Below are 16,388 nucleotides of genomic sequence, written 5' to 3'. Positions count from 1 at the left end.
GCCGCGCCCCGCCGACGAGGTGGGGAGCGGCGCCGCGTCGCGTTTCAGGACACCAGGGCGAGAGGGATCAGCACTGGGCGGGCTTGAGCCAGGAGCACTCGAGGTCACCGGCGGAAGGAGCCGGCCCGGCGGCCTCCTGCGGCGGCGACCCGGGAGTCACGCTGCGCGCGGCCGCCGTCTCGTCCACCGCGGCCTTCCTGGTGAACTGGGCCAGCCTGACGGCGATGCGGTCCTCCAGGTCCCTCGGCGCTCCGGACAGGTAGCCGTTGCTGATGACCGAGAAGACCAGCGGCTCGCCGTCCGCGCTGGTCACGTAGCCCGACAGCGCGGTCACGCCGGTCAGCGAGCCGGTCTTGGCGTGCACGTTCCCGGCCGCCGGCGTGCCGCCCATCCTGCTGCGCAGCGTGCCGCCGACCATCCGGTCCGCCTCTCCCGCGATCGGCAGGGCGGCGTACCAGGTGGGGAACCAGGGCTTGCCGCGCACCGCCGCGAGCAGGGCCGTGATTCCGGCGGGCGTCAGGGCGTCCACCCGGGACAGGCCGGATCCGTCCCGCAGCCGCAGCGTCTTGATGCCGTTCGCCTGCGCGAACGCGGTCGTCACGGCGAGTCCGGCCGCCCACGTCCCCGTGCCGGAGACCTTGCGTCCCATCGTCTTGGTGAGGATCTCCGCGTGCATGTTGTTGCTCAGCTTCAGGAACGGCACGAGCAGGTCGCCGAGGGTCATCGACTGGCGTGAGGCGACCGTGGCCGCCTTGGCCGGGGCGGTCCCGCGTACGGTCGGCCCGAGCACCTTCACGCCGTGCCGGGTCAGCCCCTCCCGGAACAGGGTGGCCGCGTAGAGCGTGGGGTCCCACACCGCAACCCACTCGTCGTACGGCTCGGAGACCGTGCCGGTGACCACGACGGTGTTGGTGCCGTGCTGCCGCTCGACGAGCACGTCCGTCTCGTCGCCGGTGACGGCCCTGTTCACGATCTTCACGTATCCGGTCGCCGGCGTGGTGGACACCTTGGCGGCCTTGCCGGGGCCGTCTCCGGGCGCGACCGAGACGATCACCGAGCCCGCGTCGTAGTCGGTGTCGGGCGACGCGGTCAGCGCGGAGATCTGCCCGGCGTAGTAGTACGGCTCGTCGTCCCAGGCCCAGTCGGTGCCGAGCCGTACGTCGTCGAACCAGGTGTCGTCGGCGACCAGCCGTCCCGTGACGACCTTGACCCCGGCCGCCGCGACCTTGGCGGCGAGCGCGTCGTAGTCGGCGGCGAGCATGGTGGGGTCGCCCGTGCCCCGCAGCGTGAGGTCCCCGGCGACCGTGTGGCCCACCCTGGACGCGGCGAGCACGTCGGTCGTGAACCGGAAGCCGGTGCCGAGCGTGTCGAGGGCGGCGGCCGAGGTGAGCAGCTTGGTGTTGGAGGCGGGGGCGAACAGCTTGTCCGCGTCGAGGGAGTAGAGGTCCTCGCCGGTGGCCGCGACCCGCACGGCGACGCCCGCCCGCGCGGGGGCCAGTCGGGAGTCGGCGAGGATCTGGTCGAGGTCGCGGGTCAGGTCCGCGACGCCGGGGGCCGGGTCCCGCGCCCCGGCGGGAACGCCGGAGCCCGCGATCCCGGTGGCCAGAACGGCACCGGCCAGCATGATCGTGATACGTCGTGACAACCGCACAGTCCGCTCCCGGGTGAGTGGCTTTCCGCGATCGTCGGTGAGCCGTGCCGGGGCATCAATACGGAAATGTACGTATAGCGATCAGGCCGGCATCGAGACCAGGAACACGCAGTCGCCGAAGGCCACCTCGTCGCCGGCCCGTACGGCCGCGGGCCCGACCAGGCGCCAGCCGTTCAGCCGGGTGCCGTTCATCGAGCCGAGGTCGACGAGGAGCCAGGAGTCGTGCTCGCGCCGCAGCTCGGCGTGCACCCGCGAGACGGTCAGGTCGGCGAGGACGAGGTCGCAGGAGGAGCCGCGGCCGACCAGGTAGCGGGCCCGGCCGTCGGCGGGCAGGGCGAGCCGGGGCAGCCGGGGACGCCGCCAGGCGGACTCGATCCGGCTGCTCAGCTCCGACACGGAGGCGACCGCGTCGGTGATCCTTCTGCGCCAGCGCCCGCGGTGTGGGAGGTCGGCGACCAGCTCGTCCAGCTCGTTGCGGCTGCGAGCACGAAGCGCCAGGTCCACCCGGCCGACGAAGGTCTCCATGGACAGGCGTCCTTCGGCGGCCCGGTCGCGGAGCTCGCTGAGCGCGCGCTCGCGGTCCCCGTCCGAGGCGCGAACCGGGGGAGAGCTCATGATTGGAGTATCCGCCGCAGTGGTCCGAGGTGTCCAGAAGACCGCCGTATTCCCCGCCAATCCCGGCGTCGAGCGGGGCCGCCGGGCGTGGCGTCCCCGCTCCGTGCCGGACCGGCGGTCTCTACTGCCGGCCGAAGTCCTGGGTCCAGTACGGGCCGCCCGCGGCGACGTACCCGACCCCGATGTCGGTGTAGTTGCAGTTGAGGATGTTCTGCCGGTGGCCGGGGCTGTTCATCCAGCCCTGGACCACCGCCTGGGCCGTGCCGTAGCCCTTGGCGATGTTCTCCGCCGCCGCCCGCCAGGTGTAACCGGCGGCCGTGATGCGGTCGGAGAAGGAGCGGCCGTCCTTCGAGGTGTGGTCGAAGTAGTTCTTGGCGGACATGTCGGCCGAGTGGGCGTACGCGGCGGCGCGCAGGCGCGCGTCGTGCTTGAGCGGGCCGCAGCCTGCCTTCGCCCGCTCGACGTTGGTGAGGCGCACGACCTCGTTCTCGATGGCGGTGCCCACGGCCGAGCCGCTCGTGGGAGAGGCGCTGGGAGCGGCGGCGCTCGCGGAGGGGCTCGCGCTGGGGGCCGTGCTCGGGACCGCCGAGGGGCTCGTCGTGGGGGTGGCGGTCGGGCTCGGGGAAGAGGTGGAGCTGGGGACGGGGGTGGGGATGTCGCAGTCGAGGCGCACCGGCCTCGACCGCGACAGGTGGCCGCGGTAGTCGGTGACGACGCTGTAGTAGGCACCGTCCGCGCAGGTCAGGGCGACGACGACGCGGGCGTTCCTGACCACCTTGGAGCCGCTCTTCACGACGCGGTCGGGGCCCGGCGTGCTGTTCACGATCCGGACCCGGAAACGGGCGTTGTCGACGCAACCGGCCCGCGAGCCCGCCGCGCGGATCTTGCCGTCCACGGTGACGTAGGGCTTCGCGGCGGCGACCCGGCAGCCCGCGTGCTGGGCCTCGGCCTGAGCGGGTCCGGCCGCCACGCCGACGGCCGCGACGCTCCCGAGGCACAGGACCGCTCCGAGCGCTCTGTTCACGATCATTCCTCCAGTGGGGGTTAGACGCTGGGGAAGTCGTCATTATGGTGCGCCAGAGACCGACATGTGGTGATAAATCGGTCCAATCCCGAAAGTATCTACCTTCTCTTAAACATGGCTTAGGCTGCGCAAAGCCCTAAATGTCCGATAATCCGCAGGTCAGCCGCATGATCAGCGAGGGGATCGCCTTGAGGGGCGCTTAAGGTCGTTCGCGGCCTCCCGCGCCACGCGTTCCAGTTCCTCGTGGTAGCTCTCCCACCAGGACGGATCGTCGGCCGTCATCACGTCGCCGACCCGGTATCCGGCGGCGCCGTCGATCGACTCGCGGACGATGTCGGCGTGGCCGGCGTGCCGGTGGGTTTCGGCGATCATGTGGACCAGCACGCGGTGCAGGGTCGCCCGCCGGTGCTCCTCCGGCCACCACACGATGTCGGCGGCCGACTCCAGTGGCAGCTCCGCGATCGTCGCATCCGCGTGTCCCCAGGCGCGCCGGTACACCCCGGTGACGTACTCGCGGGACTCCTCGGCGGTGGCCCACATGTCCGCGTTCCTGGCGAAGGCGGCGGGCCCGAGATCGGGACGGAACCAGGGCACGGGCTCGTCGAAGTGACGGCCGAACACGAACCCCAGATACAGCAGCTCGACGCCGGCCAGATGCTTGACCAGCCCCAGCAGGTTGGTGCCCGTCGGCGTCAACGGGCGGCGGACGTCGTATTCCGAGAGTCCGTCCAGCTTCCACAGCAGGGCGTCTCGAGCGTCCTGCAGATAGCGGCGCAGGTCGGCCTTCAGATCCGCCTCGGTGATCATGGCGTGTCTCCTGTTCGGGAACGAACGGTCGGGAGCCGGTCGTGCTCCCCGGGAGGGGAGACTCCCGATGTGAGGCAGAATCGTCGCTCGTGGGTGAGGTTTTTTCCCCGACGGCGGCGGACGGCGACCTGGCGCGGGCGCGAGACGGGGACGAGGCCGCGTTCACCAGGCTGGTCCGGCCGCTGCGCCCGGAGCTGCACGCCCACTGCTACCGCATGCTCGGCTCGGTCCACGACGCAGACGACGCCCTCCAGGACGCTCTGCTGCGGGCCTGGCGGGGCCTCGCCCGCTTCGAGGGCCGCTCCTCGCTGCGCACGTGGCTGTACGCCGTGACCACCCACGCCTGCCTCGACCTCGCGGAGAGCCGGGGCAGGCGGATGCTGCCGATGGACCTGGGCCCGTCGAGCGAGCGCGCGGTCGTGGACGGGCAGGGTCCGCTCGGCGACGTGGCCTGGCTGGGCCCCTATCCCGACGCCGGCCTGACGGACGGCCCGGCGGGGCGCTACGAGCGGCGCGAGGCCGTGGAGCTCGCCTTCGTCGCCGCTCTGCAGCACCTGCCCGGCAACCAGCGCGCGGCGCTGCTGCTCTTCGAGGTGCTCGGCTTCTCCGCCGCCGAGATCGCCGCGATGATGAAGACCTCGGCCGCCTCCGTGAACTCGGCTCTGGCTCGGGCCCGCAGGATCCTCGCGGAGAAGGCGCCCTCCCTCGACCGGCAGCGGGCGCCGCGCACGATCGGCGACCCCCGGGTGCGGGAGATCGCCGTCGGGTTCGCGTCCGCTCTCGAACGCGGGGACGCCGACGCCCTGATCGCGCTGCTCACCGACGACGTCACCTGGTCGATGCCGCCGCTGCCGCACTGGTATCGCGGCATCACGGCGGTCGCCGACTTCGCCGTGCAGGTGCCGCTCACCCGCTGCCCGAGCTGGCGGTATGTCCTGACCGGCGCGAACGGCCAGCCGGCCGTGGCCTTCTACGTCGGCGAGGGCGCGACTCTCCCGCACACCGCCTGGTCGATCACCGTGCTGACCCTGCGGGACGAGCGGATCTGCGAGATCGCCTCATTCCTCGGCGCGGAGCACTTCGCCGGCTTCGGGCTGCCCGCCGTCCTTCCCGGCGTGCTCACCGCCGGAGCCGGTGTTCTCTCCGCCGGAGACGGCGGTCGTTGAGGCCGTGGGCGCGGGTCCGGTCCCGTCCGCGCCGCCGACGGCGGCGAGGCGGTCGGCGGTCAGGTTGTATTTGAGCGTCATCAGCACGCCCGCGAACGTGATCAGGGCGGGCACCACGGTCACGCCGATCACCACGGCGACGTGGGCGCTGTCCGATTGGATCACCGGATGCTCGGGATCGGAGGAGACGAAGCCCCCCACGCCCAGCACCCACCCGTACGCGGTCGCCCCGAGCGCCGCCACCGCGTTCTCCACCGCGGTCCACAGACCGGTGAAGATCCCGCCCCTGCGCTCGCCGCTCACCGCGCCGTCGTACGCGATGACGTCGGCGAGCATGGAGAACTGCAGCAGTTGCAGGCCCGCGTAGCCGACGCCCACGATCATCACGCACAGGTGCGCGTACAGCTCGCCGAGCGCGGGCGTCGCGAGGATCAGCAGCGCGCCGGCCGTGAACAGCGTGCCGGACAGGATCATCGCGCCGCGCTTGTCGAGCTTGCGGGCCAGCCACACCCACAGCGGCATCGTGACCAGCATCGGCCCCACGAGCGCCGCGAAGAGCGTGGTGGTGGCGGAGGTGTCGTCGAGCGAGTAGGCGGCGAAGTAGGGCGCCCCGGCGAGCATCACGCCGGCCCCGAGCGTCTGCGCGGAGCTGAGTCCGAGCAGCCACAGGAACTGTTTGCTCGTGCGGGCGGCGGCAAGCTGCTCCCGCAGCGTCCCCTCGGATTTCTGCTGGCCGGTGAAGGGGGCGCGGGCGGTGCCGAAGAACGAGCCCAGCATCGCGACGAGCAGGATCGCGCCGAAGGCGACGCCCATGGTGCGGTATCCGTCGGCCGTCTCGCCGGCGATCATCGGGGCGAGGATGCCGCTCATCGCGATCCCGACCGCGATGAGGACCATGCGCCACTGCAGCAGCGAGGTCCGCTCGTGGTAGTCCGTGGTCATCTCCGCGGGCATCGCCTTGTACGGCACCTCGTAGAGGGCGTATCCGGTCGCGGCGGCCAGGAAGGTGACCCCCACGTACAGGGCGGCGGGCACGCCGGTGAGCGGCGGCCCGGCGAACATGAGGGCGAACGACACCGGCAGCACGAGGGCGCCGGCGAGCAGCCAGGGCCGGCGCGGTCCCCAGCGTGAGACCGTGCGGTCCGACCACCGGCCGACCAGGGTGTTGGCGATCAGGTCCCAGGCCTTGGGCAGGAAGAGCACGACGCCCGCGAACGCGGCCGGCACCGCGAGCACGTTCGTCATGTAGAAGAGCAGCAGCAGCCCGGGGATCGTGGAGAAGTTGGCCGTGCAGAACGAGCCGACGGCGTACCCGAGGCGAACCCCGAGGGAGACCTTCGACGGGGAGGGCGTCGCCGCCGTGGAAACCATGGCGACATTCAAGCCGAGCAAGCGTCCGTTCGGAAGCGGTCTCCGGCAACGGTTCGGCGGCTGCGCGATGTCTTGCCGATCTCCGCCGGACGACGCCGGCGGAGATCGGCGATGGGGCTTCGGCTCAGTCGCGCACGTCGGGGCAGACGACGTGCGCGCCGACCTCGATCAGGCGGCGTTCGGTGTGCGCGTCGGCGATCCGGGCCATGAGCACCGGGGCCTCGCTGGCCGCCAACTGCGGCAGCCGGGCGCGCACCCGCCGGTGCAGTTCCTTGACGATGTCGTCGGCGGCGAGGGTGTGCACCTTGACGTGCAGCATGATCCCCCACAGCCCGGCGGCCGTCCGCGCTTCGGAGATCCAGACGTGGTGGACGTAGGGATACTCCGGCAGCAGTTCGGCGACCGCCACCCGCAGCGCCGGCAGGATCGGATGACGCGTCCTGCGGTAGCCGGGGTCCACGACCTGCATCGCCCCCGACAGGTGCTGGCGGGGGGCCGGAACCCACTGCGACGGAAGTGCGGAGGGCGCGGCCGGGACCGGGGCGGGCACGGGCGGCGGGGGAGCCTGCCGCGTCGCCTGCGCGCGGGTCACGGTCGCCATCGCACCCGTGGCGTACGCCGTGGGGGCGGCCGAGCCCATGGCCGACAGCGCGGGAGCGGGACCGGTGCGGGTCTGCTCCAGATGGCGCCGCAGGTCGTCGATCGGCACGGCGGCGGCAGCGGGACCGGCCGCGTCGATCACGATCTCGCGCACGCCCGTGACGCGCTGGATGTCGAGGATGGTGTCGGCGTCGCACGCCGACAGGGAGTGGCTGCCACGGTGCCGGGCGTAGGTCGCCGGCCCCGTGTAGCCCAGCAGAACGCGTTCGCCGTTCTGCGTCGTGCCGAGCACCACGGAGCGGTCGGGGCGGACCGCCACCAGGATGCCCCACTCCGCGAGAGCCGCCAGGAGTTGCCGGGGGCTGCCATGCCGCGCGAGAACGTCGCCCAGGGAGGGGTTCCCGATGCTCATAGCCTGAACGATAGGGACTGGACCATGGCGAATCAGGCTAATCCCGAAGATTAGGTGCGATCAATACCGAGATGGGTGGCAGTCCGTATGGATCACGCGTAGGTGGGGTACACCGACCGGCTGGGCGCGTACATGAGCGAGTCTCATGAACCTCGCCGCTCACATGAACCTCTCACGTGAGACGGCCGCGCAGACAGGCCCGTCTCGCATGCCGTCGCTCGTCGGATGCTGTGGCGCAGGTCGATCCTTTGGTGCCGGGGTAAGGCACGTTCTTTGGCAATGTGATCATTTCGTGATAACGGCTCGCTACAGTACGTGTTGTGTTGGTTACGGAGATGCTGAAGCTCGCTCCGACCGCTGAGCAGGCCGAGAGCCTGCTGGCGACGATGCGGGCGTGCAACGCCGCCGCCAACCGTGCAGCCGAGGTCGCCTTCGCGCACCACTCGGCCAACAAGGTGGCGGTGCAGAAGTTCGTGTACTCCGACCTGCGTCATGAGTTCGGGCTGTCGGCGCAGATGGCGATCCGGTCGATCGCCAAGGCATGTGAGGCGTACAAGCGCGACAAGACGATCAAGCCGGTCTTCAGGGAACTGGGTGCAGTCGCCTACGACCCGCGCATCCTGTCGTGGAAGGGGCAGGACCGGGTGTCCATCCTCACCCTGGGCAGGCGGATTGTCGTCCCTGTCGTGTATCAGGGGCGGTGGCTTAAGAGGGCCGGTGCGACGATGCGCGGTCAGGCCGACCTGGTCTACCGGGATCGGGTCTTCTACCTCGCCGTGGTGATCGACGTCCCCGAACCCGCCACAGGTGGAGAACCGGACAAGTGGCTGGGGGTGGATCTGGGCATCGTGAATCTGGTTACCGACTCCACAGGCGAAGCCCACTGCGGGAAGGGCGTGCGGGCCGTGCGGCGGCGCAACGCCCGCCTTCGTGCCCGGCTTCAGGCCAAGGGCACCAAAGCGGCCAAGCGGTTGCTGAAGAAGCGTCGCCGCAAGGAGTCCCGGTTCGCCCGCGACGCCAACCACGTGATCAGCAAGAACCTGGTCGGTAAGGCCAAAGACACCCGCTCCGGGATCGCCCTGGAAGACCTTCAGGGCATCCGCGAGCGGGTCACGGTTGCCAAGGCTCGGCGTGCCGACCTTCACTCGTGGAGCTTCCGCCGGCTCCGCACGTTCATCACGTACAAGGCCGCCCTCGCCGGAGTCCCCCTCCGGCTGGTGGATCCGCGTAACACCTCGCGGACCTGCCACGCCTGCGGGCACTGCGACAAACGCAACCGTCCCACCCGGGACGACTTCCGGTGCGTCAGGTGCGGGTTCGCCGGCCCCGCCGACCACAACGCGGCGATCAACATCGGTCGCCGGGCTGCCGTCAGCCAGCCGTACGCGGCCTGACCCGTGCACGCCATGCATGGCGAAGAGCTGCAAGCTCGGCCCGTAGCCGAGCGGCTGACAAGGCGCGGATAGACTCACGTCGTCCGCGCTGTCGCACTTCACGAAGGACTCAACCCAGTGAACAAGCCCGTCGTACTTGTCGCAGAAGAGCTCTCAGAAGCGGGTCTCGCCGTGCTCGGCGCGGATTTCGAGGTCCGGCACACCGACGGCGCCGACCGGTCGCAGCTGCTGCCCGCCCTCGCCGACGTGGACGCCCTGATCGTACGCAGCGCCACCCAGGTGGACGCGGAGGCCATCGCGGCGGCGCCCAAGCTGCGCGTCGTCGCCCGTGCCGGTGTGGGCCTCGACAACGTCGACGTCGAGGCCGCGACCAAGGCCGGCGTCATGGTCGTGAACGCCCCGACCTCCAACATCACCAGCGCCGCCGAGCACACGGTCGCGCTGATCCTCGCCAGCGCCCGCAACGTCGCCCAGGCGCACTCCGCGCTCAAGGACGGCGAGTGGAAGCGCTCGAAGTACACCGGCGTCGAGCTCGACGAGAAGGTCGTCGGCATCCTCGGCCTCGGCAAGATCGGCCAGCTGGTCGCGCAGCGCCTGCAGCCGTTCGGCGTCGAGATCATCGCGTACGACCCCTACCTGCAGCCGGCCCGCGCGGCGGCGATGGGCGTGCGGCTGGCGTCGCTGGAGGAGGTGCTCCAGCAGGCCGACTTCATCACGGTCCACCTGCCGAAGTCGAAGGAGACCATCGGCCTCATCGGCGACCGCGAGCTGCACATGGTCAAGCCGACCGTCCGGCTGATCAACGTCGCCCGCGGCGGGATCATCGACGAGAACGCCCTCTACTCCGCCCTCAAGGAGGGCCGTGTCGCCGGCGCGGGCATCGACGTGTTCGCCAAGGAGCCCTGCACCGACAGCCCGCTGTTCGAGTTCGACCAGGTCGTGGTGACGCCGCACCTCGGCGCCTCCACCCACGAGGCCCAGGAGAAGGCCGGCACGCAGGTCGCCCGCAGCGTGAAGCTGGCGCTCGCCGGCGAGTTCGTGCCCGACGCGGTGAACGTCCAGGGCGGCGCGGTCGCCGAGGACGTCAAGCCGGGCCTGCCGCTCACCGAGAAGCTGGGCCGCATCTTCACCGCGCTCGCGGGCGAGGTGGCCACCCGCCTGGACGTCGAGGTCCGCGGCGAGATCTCCGCCCAGGACGTCCGGGTCCTGGAACTGGCCGCGCTCAAGGGCGTCTTCACCGACGTCGTCGAGGACGCGGTGACCTACGTCAACGCGCCGCTGCTGGCCAAGGACCGCGGGGTCGTGGTCGAGCTGGTCACCAGCGCGGAGAGCCCCGACTGGCGCAACGTCATCACGGTGCGCGGCGTGCTCGCCGACGGCCGCACGGTCTCGGTCTCCGGCACCCTGTCCGGCCCGCGGCAGATCACCAAGATCGTCGAGGTCAACGGCTACGCGATGGAGATCGAGCCGACCGAGCACCTGGCGTTCTTCACCTACGCCGACCGCCCCGGCATCGTCGGCATCGTCGGCCGCCTGCTCGGCGAGCACAACGTGAACATCGCCTCCATGCAGGTCTCCCGGGACGTGAAGGGCGGCAAGGCGCTCATCGCGCTGACGGTCGACACGGCGATCCCGTCCGACGTCGTCGAGCAGATCGCGGCGGAGATCGGCGCCGACAGCGGCCGTACGGTCGACCTGGAGGACTGACACTCCGGCATCCGCTCATCGGACGGCCCGGCGCCCCGTGCGCCGGGCGTTCGCGTTTTCCGTGGTCTGGTGCGGCGTTTCCGTCCCGTGGACCGCGTCTCACCAAGTGAGATACTAGGTCGTCCTACGAGATTGTGGGGTACTCTTGCGATGACGAGGCGCCCCGCACTTCTACCTGCCGCGACGGGGCCTGATCAGGGCAGGCCGGCCCGTCGCGGAGCGACGCGCCGACGGCCTTCGGCTCGCCCATGACGCGTGACCCGCGTTCCATCGGCGGCCGGCGTTCCGGATCCGCGACCGGCGGATCCGTTCTCAGCATTCCTCCGTCGAAGTGAGAATCGCCATGTACGACATGTATCCCTGGGGCCGTGCCGAGGACGCTGAGGACGAGGCGGCCGCGGCGCTGCAGATCGCGCTCGACCGCCGCGACAACGGGGGCGTACCGCAGCGCTGACCTGGCCGACGTCGGCGGGACCGGCCACCCTCCGGATGTGCCAATCTTGAGTGCGTGGTGAGCATCGGCGGTGGGGCCGCGAACACGACCAGCCTGCTCCGGTCGATCAACCAGCGGGTGGTGTTCACCGAGATCTTCCGCCTCGGCAAGGCCTCGCGCCCCGAACTCGCCCAGGTGACCGGACTGTCGAAGCCGACGATCTCGATGGCGCTGGCCGACCTGGAGCGTGCCAGGCTCGTCCGCCCGGTCGGGCTGCGCACCGGCGGCACCGGCCGTGCCGCGCTGCTCTACGAGATCAGGCCGGAGGCGGGCTGGGTGCTCGCCGCCGACATCGGCCGCACCACCGTGCGGCTCGCCCTCGCCGACCTCGTGGGCGACATCGTCGTCCGCAGGCAGGAGCCCTCCTCGGCGCGGTCGTACGACGGCCTGCTGGAGCAACTGGTGCGGATGGCGGCCGAGGTCGTCGCCGAGGCCGGTCTCGAGCCCGGCGACGTCACCGTCACCGTGTTCGGCACCCCGGGAATCCACGACAAGGAGAGCGGGGCGCTCCGGCTCGCGCCGAACCTGCCCGGCTGGGAACGTCCGGGCGCGGTGGACGCGCTGGCCGGCGTGACGGGCTCGCCGTACACGGTGGAGAACGACGTCGACCTCGCGGCCGTGGGGGAGGGCGCCTACGGCCTGGGCAAGGGGGTCTCCCACTTCGTCCTCATGTCCATCGGGACGGGCGTCGGCATGGGCGTGGTCATCGACGGCGGTCTCTACCGGGGCGCCCGGGGAGCGGCCGGCGAGATCTCGTACCTGCCGGTGGGCCTGCCCGAGGGCGAGGACGGCCCGGGCTTGGACCGAAGGCGCGGCGAGTTCGAGTCGGTCGCGTCCGCCGACGGCGTCGTCGCGGCGGCGGCGCGTCTCGGCATGACGGCGGCCACGGCCAAGGAGGTCTTCGACGCCGCGCGCGGTGGCGACGCGGTCGCGCGCAGGGTGGTGGAGGCCGAGGCCGGCCATGTCGCCCGCGCCCTCGCCGGGGTGATCGCCGTGCTCGATCCCGAACTGGTCGTGCTCGGCGGCGGCATCGGCGCACAGGCCGGCGACCTGCTCGCCGGACCGGTGGCGGAGCGGCTGGAGACGCTGGTGGCCCTCACGCCACCGCGGATCGAGGTGTCCACGCTCGGGCCGGACGCCGTGATCCTCGGGGCGCTGGCGGTCGGGCTGTCGACGGCGCGCGACCTCGTGTTCGAGCGTGCCGTCGCGGCGGGACCCGCCTGACGGGCACGTACGCCCGGTATGGACCGAATGGTGAGATCGTGTTTCGATCTCCGAGACAACCGGTAAGGTACACGCATGGAGTCGAGCAACATCCGCCTGGCAGTGATCCCCGGTGACGGTATCGGCACCGAGGTCGTCGCCGAAGGCCTCAAGGTCCTCAACGCCGCGGGCGTCAAGTCCGAGACCACCGAGTACGATCTCGGTGCCAAGCGCTACCACGCGACCGGGCAGACGCTTCCCGACGAGGTGCTCGACGAGCTGCGCGGCTACGACGCGATCCTGCTGGGCGCCGTCGGCGACCCGAGCGTGCCGCCCGGCGTCCTGGAGCGCGACCTGCTGCTGCGCCTGCGCTTCGAGCTCGACCACTACGTGAACCTCCGCCCGGTCAAGCTGTTCCCCGGCGTGACGACCCCGCTCGGACAGGCCCGCCCCGAGGACATCGACATGATCGTCGTCCGTGAGGGCACCGAGGGCCCGTACGCCGGTGCCGGTGGCGTGATGCGCCGCGGCACGCCGCACGAGATCGCCACGCAGGAGTCCCTCAACACGGCCTACGGCGTCGAGCGCGTCGTGCGCTACGCCTTCGAGAAGGCCCTGGGCCGGCCGCGCCGCAAGCTGACGCTGGTCCACAAGACCAACGTGCTGACGTACGCGGGCGACCTGTGGGCGCGCACCGTCGACCGGCTCAGCCTGGAGTTCCCCGAGGTCAAGACCGACTACTGCCACGTCGACGCGGCCTCCATGTTCTTCATCACGCAGCCGCAGCGGTTCGACGTGATCGTCACCGACAACCTGTTCGGCGACATCCTGACCGACATCGGCGCCGCGGTCGCCGGCGGCATCGGCCTGGCGGCCAGCGGCAACGTCAACCCGGCCCGCACGGCGCCGTCCATGTTCGAGCCCGTCCACGGCAGCGCGCCGGACATCGCGGGCCAGGGCAAGGCCGACCCGACCGCCACGATCCTGTCGGTCGCCATGCTCCTCGACCACCTCGGCCACGCCGAGGCGTCGGCCCGCGTCGAGCAGGCCGTGGCCGACGACCTGATCGAGCGCCAGAGCGCGTGGGCGGCGCGCTCCACCCGCGAGATCGGCGACGACATCGCCGCCCGAGTAGCCGGCTGATCCCGGCCGCTCATCCCGACATCACGCGCATGGCGGCCCGGTATGGGCCGCCATGCGCTTTTTCATACCTGCCAAATGCCCTAGTTTTCCCTTAGCCGACTCGTCGCACAATTACTACGACGACGAAGAGAGAAGGACCTCGCCATGACCACCCACCTCAGGTTCGACGTGCAGCTCAACCCGCAGGCCCGCAGTGCGGCCGAGCGTGAGCAGGTGCTGGCGAGCCCCGGCTTCGGTCAGGTCTTCACCGACCACATGATCTCCATCGACTGGACCGAGGGGGAGGGCTGGCACGACGCGAAGCTCCAGCCGTACGGCCCGCTCGTCCTCGACCCCGCCACGTCGGTGTTCCACTACGGCCAGGAGCTGTTCGAGGGGCTCAAGGCCTACCGGCAGTCGAACGGCTCGATCGTCGCCTTCCGGCCGTACGCGAACGCCGCGCGGTTCAACCAGTCGGCGCTGCGGATGGCGATGCCCGAGCTTCCCGAGGAGGCGTTCGTCGAGTCGCTCGAACTCCTCGTGCAGACCGACCGCGACTGGGTGCCGGCCACGGAGGGCCACAGCCTCTACCTGCGGCCCTTCATGATCGCTACGCAGCCCGCCCTCGGGGTGAACCACCCCTCGCGCAGCTACAAGTACATGGTGATCGCCTCGCCCGCCGCGTCGTACTTCACCGGCGGCCTCAAGCCGGTCTCGGTCTGGCTGTCCACCGAGTACACCCGCGCGGCCCCCGGCGGCACGGGCTTCGCCAAGTGCGGCGGCAACTACGCGGCGGCGTTCGTGGCCCAGCGGCAGGCCGTCGAGGAGGGCTGCGACCAGGTCGTCTGGCTCGACGCCTTCGAGCACCGGTGGGTCGAGGAGATGGGCGGGATGAACCTGTTCTTCGTCTTCGGTGACCGCCTCGTCACCCCGGCGCTCACCGGGACGCTGCTGCCCGGCATCACCCGTGACTCGATCCTCAGCCTCGCCGGCGAACTCGGTTACACGGTCGAGGAGGGCAAGATCTCCATCGAGGAGTGGCAGGCGGGCTGCGAGTCCGGTGAGCTCACCGAGGTCTTCGCCTGCGGCACCGCCGCCGTCGTCACCCCTGTCGGCTCGGTGAAGGGCGTCGACCGGGCCTGGACCGTCGGCGACGGCGTCCCCGGGCCGGTCACGATGAAGATCCGCGAGGAGCTCGTGGGCATCCAGTACGGCAGCCGCCCCGACGCCCACCACTGGATCCACAAGATCTGCTGACGGCCGGGGCAGGCGGGGCCTGCCCTCGGGCAGAGTCAGCCGGACGCGCCCGGGCAGGCCGTGCCCGTCGCGAGGACGGACAGCGACAGCAGCCCTTCGAGCAGGGCGGTACCCCCGCCGGTGCCCCCGCCGGCCCTGCCGTCGATCCCGATCAGGGGGCCGCGGGGCCGGGGCACGGCGCCGGCGCGGCGACCGGGAGTGCGGCGGGAGACGGCGCGGGTGTCGCGGTCACCGTGACGGTGACCGTGGGCACCGGAGTGGGCCTGGGCGCCGGGGTCACGGTCACACGCGGGCCGGCGATGGTCACGTGCTGGGTGATGTTGCAGACCCGGGCGCGCCGGCACAGCGCGTTCTGCACGTTCGAGGAGCCGCCCGCGGTGTTGGTGGACGTGTGCTGGTAGCCGTGGTTGCGCGTGGCCCCGCTCACCGAGAGCTTGTCCCCCGGCCGGTCCCGTGGGTCTCCCTGGGTGGTCGCGACGTTGCGCTCCGCGCGATCGGCGCGTCCGTGCCCGTTGTCCGCGGCGGCCCCGAGCGGGGCGACGCCGGTGATGAACGCGGTCGAAGCCGAAGTTCCGGCGAGAAGGAGACCGGCGATCCTGCCGGTGAGAAACACCCCGCCGCCGCGCCGACAAGTCATTCGCCGCCCCCTGTTCGGATCAGACGCCTGGTTGCATCAGACGCTGCGTGATAAGACGAGCCCGGGCAAAGCGATCCGCTGATGCGAATCGCTTCGCGAGCGTACTCATCGAGGGGGCGCCGATCGTGTGTCCCGCGCCTCAATGGCGGGTTATTACCCCATCATTGCCGTACGTCCATTGAGACCCGGAGTTCAGTTCTTCCTGATCAGAGTGAGCCCGTCGGCGACGGTCAGGAGCACGCTCGTCACCCGGGAGTCGCGTGCCACGAGGTCGTTGAACTCCCGCATCGCGGGCACGTTGCCTCCGGCGGCGGGATCGGTGATGTCGCCGTGCTGGAGCGTGTTGTCCACGGCGATCAGGCCGCCGGACCTCAGCCGGGGCAGGATCTCCTCGTAGTAGACCGGGTAGCCCGCCTTGTCGGCGTCGATGAAGGCGAAGTCGAAGACCTCTCCCGGCGGCATGGCCCGCAGCGTGTCCGCGGCCGGGCCGAGGCGCAGCTCGATGCGGTCGTCGAGGCCCGCCTTCTCCCAGTAGCGGCGGGCCACCGCCGTCCACTCCTCGCTCACGTCGCAGGCGATCAGGCGCCCGTCGGCGGGCAGGCCCCTGGCGATGCAGATCGACGAGTAGCCGGTGAAGGTCCCGACCTCGACCGCCCGCCGGGCGCCGCTGAGCCGGACCAGCATGGTGAGCAGGGTGCCCTGCTCCGGCGCGATCTGCATGCTGATCCGGTCGCCCACCAGCCGGTGGGTCTCCTCCGCCAGGCCGGCGAGCAGGTCGTCGGGCGGGCTCGTGTGCGCCGCGGCGTACGCGGCGACGGCCGGTTCGATGAAATTGGCAGCCTTCATGGTCATCACACTAGATGTCGACCCTCCTGACCTGCGTGAACACTCTCCGATATCTCGTACTATGAGATCGATGTGCCAGAGGG

General features: G+C 71.0%; 16 protein-coding genes. 7 read left to right on the top strand and 9 right to left on the bottom strand.

The features are described from left to right. Nucleotides 1-67: 67 nt before the first annotated feature. The 4 genes from dacB to B1L11_RS02620 all read right to left on the bottom strand — a co-directional run bounded on the left by dacB (nt 68) and on the right by B1L11_RS02620 (nt 4,097). Nucleotides 68-1,651: a D-alanyl-D-alanine carboxypeptidase/D-alanyl-D-alanine-endopeptidase gene (gene dacB / locus B1L11_RS02635; protein WP_256862166.1), complete on the bottom strand. Its 1,584-nt coding sequence runs from the start codon at nt 1,649-1,651 to the stop codon at nt 68-70. A gap of 81 nt (nt 1,652-1,732) precedes the next feature. Further along, the gene (locus B1L11_RS02630; RefSeq protein ID WP_079312803.1) at nt 1,733-2,266 is read right to left on the bottom strand and encodes a DUF1707 and FHA domain-containing protein; all 534 of its coding nucleotides are present in this window, start codon (nt 2,264-2,266) and stop codon (nt 1,733-1,735) included. 121 nt (nt 2,267-2,387) lie between these two features. Then, nucleotides 2,388-3,290 (bottom strand): CAP domain-containing protein, encoded by a 903-nt coding sequence (locus B1L11_RS46415; protein ID WP_256862165.1) that lies wholly within the window; start codon nt 3,288-3,290, stop codon nt 2,388-2,390. A 171-nt stretch (nt 3,291-3,461) separates the two neighbouring features. Beyond that, entirely contained in the window at nt 3,462-4,097 is a 636-nt protein-coding gene (locus B1L11_RS02620) for a DinB family protein (RefSeq protein ID WP_079312799.1), read from the bottom strand. An 89-nt stretch (nt 4,098-4,186) separates the two neighbouring features. Between B1L11_RS02620 and B1L11_RS02615 the strand changes: the two genes are divergently transcribed. Continuing rightward, nucleotides 4,187-5,263: a sigma-70 family RNA polymerase sigma factor gene (locus B1L11_RS02615; protein WP_079312797.1), complete on the top strand. Its 1,077-nt coding sequence runs from the start codon at nt 4,187-4,189 to the stop codon at nt 5,261-5,263. Here B1L11_RS02615 and B1L11_RS02610 read toward each other — a convergent pair. Further along, entirely contained in the window at nt 5,156-6,634 is a 1,479-nt protein-coding gene (locus B1L11_RS02610; RefSeq protein WP_079312795.1) for an MFS transporter, read from the bottom strand. The two genes, B1L11_RS02615 and B1L11_RS02610, sit on opposite strands and share 108 nt — an antisense overlap. Nucleotides 6,635-6,758: 124 nt before the next feature. Further along, complete coding sequence (locus B1L11_RS02605; RefSeq protein WP_079312793.1) at nt 6,759-7,646, bottom strand: hypothetical protein; 888 nt, start codon at nt 7,644-7,646, stop codon at nt 6,759-6,761. Between the two features lie 320 nt (nt 7,647-7,966). On the opposite strand from B1L11_RS02605, the gene B1L11_RS02600 reads away from it, so the two are divergent. From B1L11_RS02600 to B1L11_RS02580, 6 genes are all read left to right on the top strand, one after another. Next, nucleotides 7,967-9,040, top strand: a complete 1,074-nt coding sequence (locus B1L11_RS02600) for an RNA-guided endonuclease TnpB family protein (RefSeq protein ID WP_079312791.1) — start codon at nt 7,967-7,969, stop codon at nt 9,038-9,040. Between the two features lie 117 nt (nt 9,041-9,157). Continuing rightward, complete coding sequence (gene serA / locus B1L11_RS02595; protein ID WP_079312789.1) at nt 9,158-10,747, top strand: phosphoglycerate dehydrogenase; 1,590 nt, start codon at nt 9,158-9,160, stop codon at nt 10,745-10,747. 331 nt (nt 10,748-11,078) lie between these two features. Continuing rightward, entirely contained in the window at nt 11,079-11,201 is a 123-nt protein-coding gene (locus tag B1L11_RS49610; protein ID WP_256862164.1) for a hypothetical protein, read from the top strand. Nucleotides 11,202-11,255: 54 nt separating this feature from the next. After that, nucleotides 11,256-12,464 (top strand): ROK family transcriptional regulator, encoded by a 1,209-nt coding sequence (locus B1L11_RS02590; protein WP_079312787.1) that lies wholly within the window; start codon nt 11,256-11,258, stop codon nt 12,462-12,464. A gap of 75 nt (nt 12,465-12,539) precedes the next feature. Then, nucleotides 12,540-13,586 (top strand): 3-isopropylmalate dehydrogenase, encoded by a 1,047-nt coding sequence (locus B1L11_RS02585; RefSeq protein WP_079312785.1) that lies wholly within the window; start codon nt 12,540-12,542, stop codon nt 13,584-13,586. A 144-nt stretch (nt 13,587-13,730) separates the two neighbouring features. Next, complete coding sequence (locus tag B1L11_RS02580; protein ID WP_079312783.1) at nt 13,731-14,822, top strand: branched-chain amino acid aminotransferase; 1,092 nt, start codon at nt 13,731-13,733, stop codon at nt 14,820-14,822. A 35-nt stretch (nt 14,823-14,857) separates the two neighbouring features. Here the strand turns inward: B1L11_RS02580 and B1L11_RS46410 are convergent, their stop codons facing one another. From B1L11_RS46410 to B1L11_RS02570, 3 genes are all read right to left on the bottom strand, one after another. After that, nucleotides 14,858-14,998, bottom strand: a complete 141-nt coding sequence (locus B1L11_RS46410; protein ID WP_179154941.1) for a hypothetical protein — start codon at nt 14,996-14,998, stop codon at nt 14,858-14,860. Beyond that, entirely contained in the window at nt 14,974-15,459 is a 486-nt protein-coding gene (locus tag B1L11_RS02575) for a hypothetical protein (protein ID WP_179154940.1), read from the bottom strand. The genes B1L11_RS46410 and B1L11_RS02575 overlap by 25 nt, the downstream gene beginning before the upstream one ends. Nucleotides 15,460-15,651: 192 nt before the next feature. After that, a complete protein-coding gene (locus tag B1L11_RS02570; RefSeq protein ID WP_372974638.1) occupies nt 15,652-16,305 on the bottom strand; it encodes an O-methyltransferase in 654 nt (217 codons plus the stop codon). Between the last annotated feature and the right edge of the window lie 83 nt (nt 16,306-16,388).

Origin of the sequence: Microbispora sp. GKU 823, assembly GCF_002027145.1 — a bacterium.
Taxonomy (GTDB): Bacteria; Actinomycetota; Actinomycetes; order Streptosporangiales; family Streptosporangiaceae; genus Microbispora; species Microbispora siamensis.
This window is presented reverse-complemented; position numbering and strand designations above follow the sequence as displayed.

Bases quoted from the DNA above. Each gene is read 5' to 3' on its own strand.
- B1L11_RS02570 (WP_372974638.1), bottom strand. From the start codon at position 16,305: ATGAAGGCTGCCAATTTCATCGAACCGGCCGTCGCCGCGTACGCCGCG.
- B1L11_RS02585 (WP_079312785.1), top strand. From the start codon at position 12,540: ATGGAGTCGAGCAACATCCGCCTGGCAGTGATCCCCGGTGACGGTATC.
- B1L11_RS02620 (WP_079312799.1), bottom strand. From the start codon at position 4,097: ATGATCACCGAGGCGGATCTGAAGGCCGACCTGCGCCGCTATCTGCAG.
- B1L11_RS02580 (WP_079312783.1), top strand. From the start codon at position 13,731: ATGACCACCCACCTCAGGTTCGACGTGCAGCTCAACCCGCAGGCCCGC.
- B1L11_RS02610 (WP_079312795.1), bottom strand. From the start codon at position 6,634: ATGGTTTCCACGGCGGCGACGCCCTCCCCGTCGAAGGTCTCCCTCGGG.
- B1L11_RS02605 (WP_079312793.1), bottom strand. From the start codon at position 7,646: ATGAGCATCGGGAACCCCTCCCTGGGCGACGTTCTCGCGCGGCATGGC.
- B1L11_RS02575 (WP_179154940.1), bottom strand. From the start codon at position 15,459: ATGACTTGTCGGCGCGGCGGCGGGGTGTTTCTCACCGGCAGGATCGCC.
- B1L11_RS02630 (WP_079312803.1), bottom strand. From the start codon at position 2,266: ATGAGCTCTCCCCCGGTTCGCGCCTCGGACGGGGACCGCGAGCGCGCG.